Below are 14,387 nucleotides of genomic sequence, written 5' to 3' on the forward strand. Positions count from 1 at the left end.
TGCTCGCTTAAGCGGTCAACGCCGCGTTGAGTTTATCTTCAATCAGATCTTTACTGATGCCTTTACCAATAAACACAAGCTGTGTTTGGCGTAGCTCATCCGATTGCCATAAGCGATCAAAGTAACGCTCTAAACGTGTACCTACCACTTGAAAAACTTGACGCATTGGCTTCCCATTTACAGCGGCAAACCCTTTGACACGATAAATATTGTACTTCTCTACTAAGTCTTCAAGCGTATCTTGTAACGAGTCGGCATCTACTTCTCCCAATTTCACTACGAACGATTCAAAGTGATCGTGAGCATGCGCATGGTCATGCCCATGGGCATGATGGTGATCATGATGATTGTGAACGTGATCAATGCGAGACTCGGTTTCAGCTTCAAGGCCTAATAGTACGTCTAACGCTGCCTCGCCATTTTCGATGTAAGCAATCTTCACGCTAGAGTCGACTTCATTTTCAATGATTTGCGCGACGCGTCGACGCTGGACATCATCAAGCAAGTCATTTTTACTGACCACCACAAGATCCGCCGAGCTCAACTGATCATCCAGTAACTCTTGTAGTGATGGATCATGGTCTAACGACTCATCCGCTAGACGCTGAGCTTGAACTTTGTCTTCATCGTGAGCAAAACGACCTGCCGCAACAGCAGGGCCATCGACCACCGTAATAACAGCATCTACGGTGCAGTGCTCTTTTATACCAGGCCAATTAAATGCCTGTACCAGAGGTTTTGGTAATGCTAGACCACTGGTTTCAATCAGAATGTGGTCAATGTCATCACGTCGTTCTACTAATTGCCTCATAACCGGAAGAAACTCTTCCTCTACCGTGCAGCAGATACAACCATTGGCCAGTTCATAAAAGCCATCTTCTGTGCGCTGGGCGGTGCTGTCATCGTCACAATCTAACGGACAAGATCGCAATAAATCGGTATCGATGTCCAACTCGCCAAACTCATTTACAATAACAGCAATACGTTTGCCTTGAGCTTGCTTAAGGACATTTGATAAAAGCGTTGTTTTACCACTGCCAAGAAAACCTGTCACAACAGTGGTGGGTATTTTATTAAGTTGCATAATTGATCCTTACGCTTGGCCATCACCTTTACGATGAATTTTGCGATAAATATGAGCTTGAGACTTGTCGTATAAATAAGAGTCATCAAAATCCTCAGCATCCAACACTTGTCCTACTAAGATCAAGCTGGTACGTGTGAACTTTTTCGCTCTGACTTTTTCAACAATGTCGCTTAATGTTCCTGAGACATAATCCTGATCAGGCCAACTGGTTCGATAACACACTGTCACAGGGCAGTTGCCGCCATAATGAGGTAACAACTCATCAACGATTTTATGGATTCGAGTCACACCTAAGTGGATCGCTAACGTGGCACCACTTTGTGCCAACGTTGGCAAACGTTCACGTTCTGGAAACGGTGTTTTGCCTTCATAGCGCGTCATAATCACAGTTTGTGATACACCTGATAGCGTCAGCTCTTTTTTCAACATAGCCGCTGATGCCGCAACCGCACTTACGCCAGGAATCACTTCGTAGTCAATGTCTAAGGCATCAAGACGACGCATTTGTTCCCCTATTGCACCATACAATGCAGGATCACCACATTGTAAACGCGCCACATCTTTTCCCTCTTCAGCGGCCAGTCGAATAATCTCTGTCGTCTCATCTAAATTTAGCGCGGCCGTATCATAAATTGCCTCAGCACGACCTCGCACGTTATCAATCACTTGAGCGGGAATAAGCGACCCCGCGTATAAAATGATCGGACAACGCTCCATCGTTTTTACCGCTTTAATGGTCATCAGCTCAGGGTCGCCAGGTCCGGCACCAATAAAATACACTGTCATTGAAACTATCCTTACTTCAATTTATAGCTTCTTGGAATAACCCCTTGGGGTATATATCCAATGCTTTTCACCGTTTACAATGTGGCGTGATTCACTATTACCGATGCTGACCATGGTAAACATGTCCACGTCTTTGGCTTCTAATTCGGCCAAGGTAGTAAAGGTAATATGCTCTTCTGGGCGTGTCAGTTGACGGCCAATCATAACGGGCGTGCTGGCAGGACGATATTGCAGCAAGACATCACGGGCGTGATTCAACTGCCAATCTCGTTTTTTCGATACGGGGTTATAGAATGAGATCACAAAATCCCCTGCGCCCGCAGCATGAATGCGCTTATCAATGGTTTCCCAAGGCGTTAAAAGATCGCTCAAGGATACGGTACAAAAGTCATGCCCAAGCATAGCACCCACACGACTAGCTCCAGCCTGCATGGCGGAAATCCCCGGTACCACTTCAATGTCTACGTCTAACCACTCTGGGTGATTCTCTTTACCTTGAAGCTGTTGGTCTAATAATTCGAACACCAAAGTCGCCATGGCGTAAATACCAATGTCGCCACTGGATATCAGTGCTGTTGGCTTACCTTGAGCAGCAAGCTCTAACGCTAAACGGGCACGGCCGATCTCTTCGCCGAGAGGCAACTCATGAAACGTTTTACCTTCGCTCAGCGTCCCCAATAGTTCTAAATAGTAGCCGTAGGCGACCCAATCACTACAAGCGTTTAATGCTTTTGTTGCATTCGGTGCAACCAGCCCTAAATCTCCAGGCCCCATCCCCATGACGAATAATTTGCTCATAACATTTCACTCAATAACGTTGCAGAGAATTGTACACTTTTTGCTTTCTAACAATATGAAAAGCACAGCATTTACAATGAAGGAAACTCAGGCGTCAGGATGATCTGATAATCGTGAGCAATGCAGCTGACGGTCATTACGATAAATCAATGTCGCATTTTCACCTTGATCACGAAAACTTAAAATATCTCCAACATAGAGACTACCAGGGGAAGGACGGGTCAAATGCAGCACATAGCTAAAATGGTTGATTAACAGATGAGCTTCAGCGGGCTCAAACGCAACGATGACAAGCAAGTTTTCACAACGGTAAGTAATTGTCTTGTGAGCAATATATGGATGCAGGTTATAGGCGCTTGCAGGGGGGATTAATAGCATACTGACGAAACATAAGAGCCGCTTCATTTTGAATGTGAGTCCGTTCAACTGTGGTCTGTATCAGGAGAGCATTCTAAAGGAGTACTGACAAGGTGTCTTATAAAATCCATTAAAAATACTTATAAAAAATTGATCTTTTTAATTGAATCGTTTGATTGGTTTTGTCACTTATTTTAGTGATTTCAAGTCTACAAACTGACAATCACCAAAAACCTCCTTTTTTGATAACTAAATGTTCGTTTTTGAACCCGTTTTTACGAATTTTGCCTTTGACACATCACCGTAATAACCACTAAAGTAAGCACGTCGCTTACGCGACTTCGTTCTCGGGGCGGGGTGAAACTCCCCACCGGCGGTAAATGAGCTCAGCTCAAAGCCCGCGAGCGCTTTCTAAGTAAGCTTAGAAAGGTCAGCAGATCTGGTGTGACTCCAGAGCCGACGGTTACAGTCCGGATGATAGAGGACGGCGTAGACAAGAAAGATCTTGACAGCCTTTGATCTTATTCAAAGCGGTTTGGCTTGCCTCCCGTTCGCCCTGATTCAGCATTTTTTGTGGAAGACATACTAATGAATCAGAGCTCAACGAATTCTCAAACGTTTAATACTTCAACTAAACGTGTCGCATTTTTACACGCATCTTGGCACAGTGACATTGTTTTGCAGTGCTGGGAAGGCTTTAAAGAAGTCATGCTGTCTCATGGTTACCAAGAAGATAATCTTGAGCTTATTGCAGTACCTGGCGCATACGAAATTCCACTGCAAGCGAAGCTTTTAGCAAAAACGGGCAATTACCATGCTATTGCTGCCAGTGGCCTTGTTGTGGATGGTGGCATCTATCGTCATGATTTCGTTGCGCAAGCCGTTTGTACAGGCCTTATGCAAGTTCAGTTAGAAACAGAAATCCCTGTTTTAACAGCGGTCCTAACACCACATAACTTCCATGAGCATGACGAGCACTCAAGCTACTTTAAGCGTCACTTCGTTAAGAAAGGACAAGAACTTGCCGGCGCAGCTAACCGTGCAATGCTATTAACTGAGCTAGCTAAGTCCTAACTAAGCCCTCATTATTTTGACAAGGCAGCTTCGGCTGCCCTTTCTCTCTCTGCTAGAATTTTATTACCAGACAACATTGATACCAGCAACGAATCCACTGCCTAGACGATGCTCTTCAAAATCATCTAATATCAGACTCTCATGGTAGTACTTAGCATACAGGCCAATGTTTTTCGCCAGCCGTGTATCCACACCAATTTGTAACGCTAGTTCCGTAAGTGCATCATTATCCCAGTCAAATGATAAAAAGGTCGGGCGAACATCACCTCCGACAAACCAAGTGGTATTAACAAACAAAGGCATATGTAACAAGCCTCGGGCACTGAATCCTGTTCGCTTATAGTCTCCAGAGACAGTTTTACTCAACCCCATTGTGATATCCGCACCACGCGCCTCTTCGCCCACTCCTTCAACACTAAATCCACGAAAGCCAAGGGTCTTAATATCTGTTTCGAAGCGATGCTTCAGTTCGACTTGCTCGTAGTATAATCCGCCAAAACCAGAGCGATTGTTTTCAGGCTTAATACCTATGCCTAGCCCAAACTGTGAATAATCAGCCCCCGCAGACGCTTCAAACAACAGCGTACTAACATTGTTCTCTACCGTTTCTGTCGCTGCAACTGCAGCATTAGCGCACAACGAAAGTCCTACTACACTGATTATCTTTTTCATTTTGTCACTCTTCTAATATCCATACATTAGTCATTGGGCTCATCCTGCTCCCGATCCATCCCCATAGGATAAGAAGAATGGCGAATCGAAACAAATAAAAAAGCCCTTTTTGCCTGATGTGAGACAAAAAGAGCTTTTACTTCGAGCGGTGGCTTATTTGTGCTTAAACTCTAAACGGCGGGCGTGTAATAAAGGTTCAGTATAGCCATTAGGCTGTTCAGTGCCCTTAAACACCAAATCACAAGCGGCTTTGAACGCCACACCATCAAAATTAGGCGACATTGATAAATAAGCCGTATCATGCTCGTTCTGTTTATCAACAACCGCAGCCATTCGTTTCATTGAGGCCATTACTTGCTCAGGGTTACAGATGCCATGCTCTAACCAATTAGCGATGTGCTGTGAAGAAATACGTAAAGTGGCGCGATCTTCCATAAGACCGACATTGTTAATGTCTGGCACCTTAGAGCACCCTACTCCTTGGTCAATCCAGCGTACTACATAACCTAAAATGCCTTGGGCGTTATTGTCTAATTCAAACTGAATTTGCTCGTCCGTTAAACTCGTTGGATCCTCCAGTAATGGTATAGACAATATATCATCTAGGCTTGCTCGCTCACGCGAGGCTAATTCAGCCTGACGTTCACGTACATTCACCGTATGGTAATGCGTCGCATGCAAAATCGCCCCATTCGGTGATGGTACCCAAGCGGTGCTTGCACCGGCCATAGGATGACCGATTTTTTGCTCTAGCATATCCGCCATTTCATCTGGCATTGCCCACATACCTTTGCCAATTTGTGCTTTACCCGGCAACCCACATTCAATGCCTACATCAACGTTCCAGTCTTCGTAGGCTTTTATCCATGCTTCTTGTTTCATGGCTGTTTTGGGGACAAAAGGACCTGCCAACATCGAGGTATGAATTTCATCGCCCGTTCTATCTAGGAAACCAGTATTGATGAAGACCACTCGCTCTTGCGCTTGGCGGATACACTCCTTAAGGTTAACGGTCGTTCGACGCTCTTCATCCATAATGCCTATTTTTATGGTGTTTCGATTTAGCCCCAACGCTTGTTCGATACGACTAAACAACTCTACTGTAAACGCCACTTCTTCTGGGCCATGCATCTTAGGTTTTACGATATTCACACTGCCCGCTCGGCTATTACGTCGTTTGGTATTTCCTTGTAAATCATGCATCGCAGCCAGTACTGTAATCATGCCATCCATAATCCCCTCATGAACTTCATTACCATTGGCATCTAAAATGGCAGGATTGGTCATCAAATGACCTACATTACGAATAAACAACAAACTGCGGCCATGTAAAGCAAAGCTTTTACCTGACTTATCTAGGTATTTTCGATCAGGATTCATTGCGCGGGTAATACGCTTGCCACCTTTATCAAACGACTCTTCCAGCGTCCCTTGCATCAGGCCGAGCCAATTACGGTAAACCTCTACTTTGTCTTCAGCATCCACAGCAGCAATAGAGTCTTCACAATCCATTATCGTGGACACAGCCGCTTCTACCAAAATATCTTGAATCCCTGCTTGATCATATTGACCAATAAAACCGCTCGCATCGATCTGGATCTCAAGATGCAGCTCATTATTTTTCAATAGCACAGCCGTCGGTGCATCAGGCTTACCTTGATAACCAACGCATTTCGATGTGTCTTTTAGTTGAACCACTTCCCCATTCTTTAAGGTAACAGCCAGCTCACCGTCTACCATTTGATAATGCAACGCTTGAGCATGAGACCCAGTTACCAATGGTGCAGCTTGATCTAATAGCTGGCGACCGAATGCAATAACACGTGTGCCTCGAAAAGGATTGTAGCCTCCAGAACGCTCCGCTCCCTCTTCCTCAGGAATCGCATCGGTACCATATAAAGCATCGTACAAACTGCCCCAACGCGCATTCACGGCATTGAGGGCAAAACGAGCATTCTTCACCGGCACTACAAGCTGTGGCCCAGCTTGCAAGGCAATTTCTTCATCAACGTTCTTAGTTGATACTTTGAAGTCGTCACCCTCAGGTAATAAGTAGCCAATTTCGATCAAGAAGTGCTTATAAGACTCAGCGTCATGGGGCTGATCTGAACGGGCGCGATGATAATCATCTATCTGTTGCTGAATTTCATCGCGCTTTGCCAACAACGCGGCATTTTTAGGAGCCATGTCATTAACGATTTCCTCAAAGCGCTGCCAAAACACCTCTGGCTCAATGCCGGTACCTGGAGCAATATGTTCGTTAACCAAACTTAAAAGGCTTTGTGCGATCTGAAGACCACCTTGCTGAGTTCGTTCTGTCATAGCTCTTTCCTTTCATTGACTGACGAGTACTTAAAAGCATCCCGTGTATTTATTATTGGTAGGTCATCGAAATGAATAACTTTGAACAATAAAAATAGATTCAACAACATTCACAACATGAATGACCTTTAGAATTAAATCGAATATTTATTTTTAAAAAGTCAGTATTTTTTAACATTCATTCTGAATAGACGATATATCATTCACTATGAACCGATGTAGCTCAAAAATCACATTCATAAAAGATATGGCTACAATAACAAATATAGATTAGACGAATCATACAACTCGGCACAGACTGAAAGGGTGATCAAGAAATGCACGACCGCAAACAAGCGGCGCAGCAACCGAAACACCAAGAGGAAAATGCCATGTCTAATTACAACAATGATATCGACGCAACTGCTACCCTAATCGCTCAACATGGAACACCCTGGGCAGCTATTAATCCTGAGTACGCCGCTCGAATGCGTGCTCAGAACCGCTTTAAAACAGGCTTAGACATTGCACGATACACGGCAAAAATCATGCGTTCAGATATGGAACGCTACGACCAAGACCCTTCACAATACACACAATCTCTAGGTTGCTGGCATGGTTTTATCGGTCAGCAAAAAATGATTTCCATTAAGAAACATTTCAATTCTACTGATCGCCGCTACTTATACCTATCTGGTTGGATGATTGCAGCGCTACGCTCTGAATTTGGCCCATTACCCGATCAATCCATGCATGAGAAAACCTCAGTACCCGATTTAATTGAAGAGCTGTACACTTTTTTACGCCAAGCAGATGCTCGAGAAATGGGTGGACTGTTCCGTCAGTTAGATGACGCCAAAGGTGCAGGAGATGAAGTCAAAGCCGCATCGCTACAAAAGCAACTGGATGAATACCAAACTCATATTGTTCCAATTATTGCAGACATTGATGCGGGCTTCGGTAACGCAGAAGCGACTTACCTACTTGCGAAAAAGATGATCGAAGCCGGCGCATGTTGTATCCAAATTGAAAACCAAGTGTCCGATGAAAAACAGTGTGGTCACCAAGATGGTAAAGTAACCGTGCCTCACGAGGATTTCTTAGCCAAGATCCGCGCCGTACGCTACGCCTTCCTTGAACTAGGCGTTGATGACGGTGTGATTGTGGCACGAACTGACTCACTCGGCGCTGGCTTAACGAAACAAATTGCAGTATCCCAAACCCCCGGAGATCTTGGTGCGCAATACAATGCTTTTCTTGATGTCGAAGAAATTGAGCTTAGTAATACGACTGAAAGCGATGTACTGATGATGCGTGATGGTAAACTGGTACGTCCTAAGCGTCTAGCCAGCAACTTATTCCAATTCCGCAAAGGATCAGGCGAAGACCGAGTGGTACTGGACTGTATTACCTCATTACAAAATGGTGCGGACTTACTCTGGATCGAGACTGAAAAGCCTCATGTCGGTCAGATCAAAGGCATGGTAGATCGAATCCGCGAAGCCGTACCAAATGCCAAACTGGTTTACAATAACTCACCATCGTTCAACTGGACACTTAGCTTCCGTCAACAAGTATTTGATGCATGGGAAACAGAAGGTCTTAATATCTCAGCGTACGACCGTACTCAGCTAATGAGCGTGGAGTACGACAACAGCGAACTGGCCCAAGAAGCGGACAATCGTATTCGTAATTTCCAATCGGATGCGGCGCGTGAAGCCGGTATTTTCCATCACTTGATCACTTTGCCGACTTACCACACAGCCGCATTGTCTACCGATAACCTAGCCAAAGAGTACTTTGGATCCGAAGGCATGCTGGGCTATGTGAAGAATGTTCAGCGAGAAGAAATTCGTCAATCCATTGCCTGTGTGAAACATCAAAACATGGCAGGCTCGGACATGGGCGATGATCACAAGGAATATTTCTCGGGAGAAGCTGCACTCAAGGCTTCAGGTAAAGATAATACCATGAACCAATTTGGCTAAACCATTTACCTCAGAACGATCAATACGCCACCAGTTTGATCTTTTCCCCCGCATTGGGCCGCATACGCGGCCCATTTTTTTATGGCAAATTTGACCATACCGCAATCCGCATTACACTGAACATTCGTATTGTCACATGCTGGTCATTGGTTTTACGTCAGAATGACCAAAGGAACTTATTGAGAGAATAAACAACCAAGTTTATTCACGATAACAAAGGGGTAAGAAGATGACGGATATTTACGATATCGCAGTGAAGGACATCGACGGAAACGAGATGACCCTAGAACCTTTCTGCGACAAGGTTCTACTGATCGTTAACGTTGCATCAAAATGTGGCTTAACGCCACAGTATGAAGGCCTTCAAGCCCTGTATGAGCAAACCAAAGACCTTGGCTTTGAAATACTTGGCTTTCCGGCAAACGACTTTGCTGGCCAAGAGCCTGGCACAGACAAAGACATCAAATCGTTTTGTAGCACACAATACAATGTCACGTTTCCTATGTTTAGCAAAGTACAAGTAACAGGAGAAGACAAGCATCCTCTGTATGACTATCTGACACAAGAAGCACCCGTTACGATCAATCGTAGTGAAATGGAAGAAAAACTAAAAGGTTACGACATGGAGCCGACTCAGGCACCTGAAGTTGTATGGAATTTTGAAAAATTCATCATCAGTCGCTCTGGCCAAGTTTTGGGACGTTTTGCCCCCAATACGCCACTAGATGATACCAACCTCGTTAGCACCATTCGTGTAGCTTTAGCGAACGGTTAACACGTATTAGGGTTATGATGCGAAAAAACATAACCCTAATGCTTTTCAATCATGGCTGCTTTACGATTCACTCATCAGCCCATAAAGATCACTGGAAGAGTATCGTAATTCAAGGCTCTCACGATCTTTTTTCGTCAGACCGTTAACAACCAGCGCATAAGAATGATCAACCATACGCATTACCTCACCGATTGGTAACGAACCATCTAGAGACACTGTATTCCAATGCTTTTTGTTCATGTGATAACCCGGCTTTACCGACTCAAATATACTACGTAACTCGATCGCATGATCAGGATCACATTTTAAATTCACTGTCGGAATTCCCTGCTGTTCAGTGATCAAGGCAAACATCTTCCCGTAGACTTTAAAAACAGGAACATCAGGTTTAAAAGGATACTCCTCCCTAGCTTCAGGTTTCGCTTTTAAATACGCTTTCACATCATAAAATAGGCCAGTCATCACCGCTTCCCTACAATTGTCTAGATTCATCAATAAAGCGCCACCTCCATAACAAGCAGATACGGAATAGCCGCGTCTTTTAAAACTAAATGAACTTCCCAGGCATCACAATAATAAGTCCTCCATACTACTGGCTGTTACAAAGCTTTGTCTTGCCCATTGCCTTGCTAAGCCACGATAACCAGTTTTTTAAATTGAGAAGAAACTAGATAAGAACTGCCAAATGTTAGAGCCAGATCAATACATTCAATTGATTAAAGACAATACCGAGCCCAAGCGTGTTAAATTTTTACACAATTTTTAAGAATAACGAGGCGCATCTATGCATCAGTACATCTCCGTTCGCTGGAAAATACTCCTTCCGATGGCTGGCATTTTAATTTTCATCATCGCTGCGCTAAACCTCTACTCGTCTCACCAACAAAAAGAGCGCCTTTTAGACCTAAGTGAACACCAACTTCTAGATATCGCCAATGGCTATATGGACAGTATGAACGCTCTGATGTTTACCGGTGCGATGGGCAGTCGAGAGATTTTGCGAGATAAGATTGCTCAACGAGAAGGTATTGCCAGTGTTCGCATGCTGCGTGCAGACGCAGTGAGTAATATTTACGGTCCGGGGTTTGAGCACGAGAAGCCACAAGATGAACTAGATAAACGGGCTTTGAATGGTGAAACTATCATCGACGTGGATACTGTTAACGGTGAACGACAAATCACATTGCTACTACCCTTTGAAGCCACTAAAGATCGTCATGGAACGAACTGTTTAACCTGCCACCCTGTTACGGAAGGTACTATTTTAGGTGCCGCTCGCATCACTTATTCTATGGCTGAACGAGATAAAGACATTGAAAACGCCATCATAAAAAACTCCACCATCAACTTTATTGCTATTTTTATCGGCATGGTGATCATTTACTTCATTTTGTTAAAAGTACTGATCCAACCCTTAAACCGCCTGAAAGACACGATGTCTGTTATTGGCGAAAATGCGGACCTTAGACCGAGAATAGAATTAGGCGCTAACGATGAATTTCGTATGGTAGGCCAAGCAACCAACAATATGCTCGATCGCTTCCAACCGACGATCCATAGCCTTACCAAAACCATGGATAACCTCAGCGCCTCAGCAGACCAATTAGCTCAAGTTACACGAGAAACCAGTGAAGGCGTTGATAAGCAAAAGAATGAAAGCAAACTGTTAGCGCAGTCTATTCAAGAATTATCCAATGCCGCTGAAGAAGTAGCACAAAATGCCGCAAACGCAGAAGGCTCTGCCAGTGATACTAAGTCTCTCGCAGATGAGGGTAAAAATATGGTACTGCATGTGGCGAAAACAAACACCGAACTGGCACAAAAAGTCGATGCCGCTACAGACGTGGTTAAAAACTTAGCCGAAGGTGCTCAAGGTATCGGCCGCGTATCACAAGAAATCAGTGACATAGCAGAACAGACTAACCTACTTGCCTTAAATGCTGCGATCGAAGCGGCCCGTGCAGGTGAGCAAGGTCGAGGATTTGCCGTGGTGGCCGACGAAGTTCGCAGCCTAGCCAGCCGCACGCAACTTTCAACAGAAGAAATTCGCTCTATCATTAACAACCTTTCAACCATTTCTAACGAAGCAGTTCAGGCAATGGAAGCCAGTAAAGCTCAAGCAAGCGATAGTGTTGAGGATGCAAATAAAGCGGCTCAGGCTTTAGAAGACATCGCTTCGAGCGTTGATAAAATTCGTGAAATGAACACCATGATTGCTGCCGCCGCGTCAGAACAAAGCGCTGTCGTAAATGAAATTAACAATAACATTCACGCTATCAGCGCGATTTCAGAACAAACTGGCTCTGGCTCACACAAAACGTTAAAACAGAGTGAAGAAATTGCCAAAATTTCACAATCGCTCGATGAAACGATTAACCAGTTCAAGTCTTAACAACTGCTTAACCCAGTACTGTTCAATCGATAGTGCGAACAGTACTGGTGAACAAGTAGCACCCATAAAATCCCCAGTAACCAACCCGCCAAGACATCGGATGGCCAATGTACACCCAGCATCACTCGACTGATTCCAACCATTAAGCTACTCAATACCGCCGCTGCAACCAGCGTACGTCGTGCCGAGCGTTCTGACCACATTTTTGAAATAACCAATGCCCCGCCCAAAAAACACACCATAGACATGGTCGCGTGCCCTGAAGGAAAACTGGGGGTATACACTTCGATGAGATGAGGGACCAGATCTGGTCGTGGACGCTCAAATAGGTACTTAGCCCCCATACTAAAGAACACACCACCTAATGCCATAACAAGTAACTCTATGGCTTGCAGATAATGTCGTCGTAGAGTGAACACCAAGCTCATCACTGCCATGCCGAATAACAAGATCCAATTGCTGCCCAACGCAGTAATGTCTCGGGTGATAACACTAACCCATTCAGGCCCTAGCAAATGACCTTGCTCGTCTCGAAACAATAAAAGCCCAGTTTGATCAAAGCTCCCTGCGTGACCAATACTTAACCAAATACACAACATAATACCTAAGAGCAAAATGGGATAACCTAATCGATACAACAAGTAGCCTCCAAGACACACTGGAAAGTTAATAATAATGAGTAAATATACATGGCTTAATTGTATTGGGGCGAGTTTGCGCGTAGGTTTCACCTTATTTTGACGTTCTGTCACGCTTTATTTTAGTTACTGATCAATAAGGGATTTGCGATGCAAGCATATCAATGGGGCGTTTTTGCTCTAGCACTCGGAGCATTCGGTCTTGGTACCACTGAGTTTTTCCCCATGGGCTTACTTCCGACTATTGCCGAAGGTGTCGAGGTCTCGATTCCAACGGCTGGCCTCCTGATCAGTGCTTACGCGGTTGGCGTTATGTTTGGAGCACCACTTGTGACGCTGTACTTAACACGTTTCAGTCATAAATTTTCGCTGATTCTGTTAATGGCAATTTTTTTTATTGGCAACGTTTTTTCAGCCTTGGCCATCGATTACAGCGTACTAATGATCTCGCGGATCACCACTAGTCTTTCCCATGGTGCGTTTTTTGGTATCGGAGCATTGGTCGCTATGAAGCTTGCGCCGCCTGGAAAACAAGGCACCGCGGTTGCTTCTATGTTTTTAGGGCTAACCATTGCCAACATTATTGGTGTCCCTGTGGCAACATGGCTTGGACAAAGTCTTCATTGGCGAATGGCCTTTGCCGCGACGTCAGCACTGGGTTTAGTCGCTATGATTGGATTATGGCGCACCTTGCCACAAATGGAGAAACCAAACCGCCCGAACGTCAAACAAGAACTGCAGGCCATTTTACAGCCAGCGGCACTGCGTACCTTCCTAACCACCGTATTATGTGCGGGCTCTATGTTTACGTTGTACACCTACGTCACACCAATCTTACAAACATTAGCCAGCATTTCAGACAGAAATATTGCCTATTTATTAATGATGGCAGGCATTGGTTTTACCCTAGGTAACTTCATTAGCGGTAAATTGGCAGATCGATCACCCGATTTATCATTGGTCGTAGCGCTAACGGGACAAGTCATCATTTTGGCTTTATTTAGCTTATTAGTAAGCGACTTATTTTCTGCTATCGCCATGATTTTTGTCTGGGGCGTAGTAAACTTTATGATTGGGCCACCGTTGCAAATGAAGGTAATGACCATTGCTGACAAGGCTCCAGGGTTGGCTTCTTCAATCAACATTGGTGCGTTTAACTTAGGTAACGCACTGGGCGCAGCTATAGGTGGCGCTGTCATTACGCTTGGATTTGGCTATGCCTGGATACCTGCTGCGGCCGCTACGCTCTCTTTAAGTGCTCTGATGTTACTAGGTATAAACCGTAAATTATCCGCGCAAGCGCCATCCGCTAATTAATAGCTAAAAACAAGAACGTAATAATGGACGCTCTGGTAACCATGATGCTCGATGCGGGGAAATCCGGATTGAATATGGCACTGTATATACTCTTGCCGATCATGGTTATTATGCTAGCGTTTATGAAATTGCTCGATGCGAAAGGCTTGCTGACGTGGGTTTGCCACCAACCCATTCGATGTTGCGGGCGTGGCAATTTTTG

Annotated in this window: 13 protein-coding genes and 1 riboswitch; of the genes, 5 read left to right on the forward strand and 8 right to left on the reverse strand. The window is 44.7% G+C overall.

Annotation, left to right across the window (positions count from 1 at the left end; translation table 11 throughout):
- Positions 1–7: 7 nt before the first annotated feature.
- The 4 genes from cobW to AYW76_RS02010 form a co-directional block, all read right to left on the reverse strand.
- Positions 8–1,084 carry a cobalamin biosynthesis protein CobW gene (gene cobW / locus AYW76_RS01995; RefSeq protein ID WP_067215060.1) on the reverse strand — a complete coding sequence of 359 codons (1,077 nt, stop codon included), beginning with the start codon at positions 1,082–1,084 and terminating at the stop codon, positions 8–10.
- A 9-nt stretch (positions 1,085–1,093) separates the two neighbouring features.
- A complete protein-coding gene (gene cobM / locus AYW76_RS02000) occupies positions 1,094–1,873 on the reverse strand; it encodes a precorrin-4 C(11)-methyltransferase (RefSeq protein WP_067215063.1) in 780 nt (259 codons plus the stop codon).
- A 21-nt stretch (positions 1,874–1,894) separates the two neighbouring features.
- The gene (gene cobJ / locus AYW76_RS02005) at positions 1,895–2,671 is read right to left on the reverse strand and encodes a precorrin-3B C(17)-methyltransferase (RefSeq protein ID WP_067215065.1); all 777 of its coding nucleotides are present in this window, start codon (positions 2,669–2,671) and stop codon (positions 1,895–1,897) included.
- An 87-nt stretch (positions 2,672–2,758) separates the two neighbouring features.
- On the reverse strand, positions 2,759–3,049 hold the full coding sequence (locus AYW76_RS02010) for a hypothetical protein (protein ID WP_067215068.1): 291 nt from the start codon (positions 3,047–3,049) through the stop codon (positions 2,759–2,761).
- A gap of 318 nt (positions 3,050–3,367) precedes the next feature.
- Positions 3,368–3,518, forward strand: a riboswitch (FMN riboswitch).
- Between the two features lie 98 nt (positions 3,519–3,616).
- Here AYW76_RS02010 and AYW76_RS02015 point away from each other — a divergent pair.
- Complete coding sequence (locus tag AYW76_RS02015) at positions 3,617–4,102, forward strand: 6,7-dimethyl-8-ribityllumazine synthase (protein WP_067037212.1); 486 nt, start codon at positions 3,617–3,619, stop codon at positions 4,100–4,102.
- Positions 4,103–4,165: 63 nt separating this feature from the next.
- On the opposite strand, the gene AYW76_RS02020 is transcribed toward AYW76_RS02015, so the two are convergent.
- Positions 4,166–4,774, reverse strand: a complete 609-nt coding sequence (locus AYW76_RS02020) for a hypothetical protein (protein WP_067037214.1) — start codon at positions 4,772–4,774, stop codon at positions 4,166–4,168.
- 153 nt (positions 4,775–4,927) lie between these two features.
- Positions 4,928–7,096 carry a malate synthase G gene (locus AYW76_RS02025; RefSeq protein ID WP_067215072.1) on the reverse strand — a complete coding sequence of 723 codons (2,169 nt, stop codon included), beginning with the start codon at positions 7,094–7,096 and terminating at the stop codon, positions 4,928–4,930.
- A 371-nt stretch (positions 7,097–7,467) separates the two neighbouring features.
- Between AYW76_RS02025 and AYW76_RS02030 the strand changes: the two genes are divergently transcribed.
- Together AYW76_RS02030 and AYW76_RS02035 are read left to right on the forward strand one after the other, a co-directional pair.
- Positions 7,468–9,063 (forward strand): isocitrate lyase, encoded by a 1,596-nt coding sequence (locus tag AYW76_RS02030; protein ID WP_067215176.1) that lies wholly within the window; start codon positions 7,468–7,470, stop codon positions 9,061–9,063.
- A gap of 229 nt (positions 9,064–9,292) precedes the next feature.
- Entirely contained in the window at positions 9,293–9,838 is a 546-nt protein-coding gene (locus AYW76_RS02035) for a glutathione peroxidase (protein WP_067215076.1), read from the forward strand.
- 60 nt (positions 9,839–9,898) lie between these two features.
- Here the strand turns inward: AYW76_RS02035 and AYW76_RS02040 are convergent, their stop codons facing one another.
- Entirely contained in the window at positions 9,899–10,300 is a 402-nt protein-coding gene (locus AYW76_RS02040; protein WP_067215079.1) for an MmcQ/YjbR family DNA-binding protein, read from the reverse strand.
- A gap of 322 nt (positions 10,301–10,622) precedes the next feature.
- Between AYW76_RS02040 and AYW76_RS02045 the strand changes: the two genes are divergently transcribed.
- Entirely contained in the window at positions 10,623–12,230 is a 1,608-nt protein-coding gene (locus AYW76_RS02045) for a methyl-accepting chemotaxis protein (RefSeq protein WP_067215082.1), read from the forward strand.
- Here AYW76_RS02045 and AYW76_RS02050 read toward each other — a convergent pair.
- Positions 12,227–12,871 carry a phosphatase PAP2 family protein gene (locus AYW76_RS02050; protein WP_067215085.1) on the reverse strand — a complete coding sequence of 215 codons (645 nt, stop codon included), beginning with the start codon at positions 12,869–12,871 and terminating at the stop codon, positions 12,227–12,229. The genes AYW76_RS02045 and AYW76_RS02050 overlap by 4 nt on opposite strands.
- 147 nt (positions 12,872–13,018) lie before the next feature.
- Here AYW76_RS02050 and AYW76_RS02055 point away from each other — a divergent pair, with 147 nt between their 5' ends.
- Positions 13,019–14,185 carry an MFS transporter gene (locus AYW76_RS02055; protein ID WP_067215089.1) on the forward strand — a complete coding sequence of 389 codons (1,167 nt, stop codon included), beginning with the start codon at positions 13,019–13,021 and terminating at the stop codon, positions 14,183–14,185.
- Positions 14,186–14,387 lie beyond the last annotated feature (202 nt).

The organism is Marinomonas gallaica (assembly GCF_001639745.1).
Taxonomy (GTDB): Bacteria; Pseudomonadota; Gammaproteobacteria; order Pseudomonadales; family Marinomonadaceae; genus Marinomonas; species Marinomonas gallaica.

Excerpts from the sequence above, each read along its gene's own strand:
- cobW (WP_067215060.1), bottom strand. The coding sequence starts at position 1,084 with ATGCAACTTAATAAAATACCCACCACTGTTGTGACAGGTTTTCTTGGC.
- cobM (WP_067215063.1), bottom strand. The coding sequence starts at position 1,873 with ATGACAGTGTATTTTATTGGTGCCGGACCTGGCGACCCTGAGCTGATG.
- cobJ (WP_067215065.1), bottom strand. The coding sequence starts at position 2,671 with ATGAGCAAATTATTCGTCATGGGGATGGGGCCTGGAGATTTAGGGCTG.
- AYW76_RS02010 (WP_067215068.1), bottom strand. The coding sequence starts at position 3,049 with ATGCTATTAATCCCCCCTGCAAGCGCCTATAACCTGCATCCATATATT.
- AYW76_RS02015 (WP_067037212.1), top strand. The coding sequence starts at position 3,617 with ATGAATCAGAGCTCAACGAATTCTCAAACGTTTAATACTTCAACTAAA.
- AYW76_RS02020 (WP_067037214.1), bottom strand. The coding sequence starts at position 4,774 with ATGAAAAAGATAATCAGTGTAGTAGGACTTTCGTTGTGCGCTAATGCT.
- AYW76_RS02025 (WP_067215072.1), bottom strand. The coding sequence starts at position 7,096 with ATGACAGAACGAACTCAGCAAGGTGGTCTTCAGATCGCACAAAGCCTT.
- AYW76_RS02030 (WP_067215176.1), top strand. The coding sequence starts at position 7,468 with ATGTCTAATTACAACAATGATATCGACGCAACTGCTACCCTAATCGCT.
- AYW76_RS02035 (WP_067215076.1), top strand. The coding sequence starts at position 9,293 with ATGACGGATATTTACGATATCGCAGTGAAGGACATCGACGGAAACGAG.
- AYW76_RS02040 (WP_067215079.1), bottom strand. The coding sequence starts at position 10,300 with ATGACTGGCCTATTTTATGATGTGAAAGCGTATTTAAAAGCGAAACCT.
- AYW76_RS02045 (WP_067215082.1), top strand. The coding sequence starts at position 10,623 with ATGCATCAGTACATCTCCGTTCGCTGGAAAATACTCCTTCCGATGGCT.
- AYW76_RS02055 (WP_067215089.1), top strand. The coding sequence starts at position 13,019 with ATGCAAGCATATCAATGGGGCGTTTTTGCTCTAGCACTCGGAGCATTC.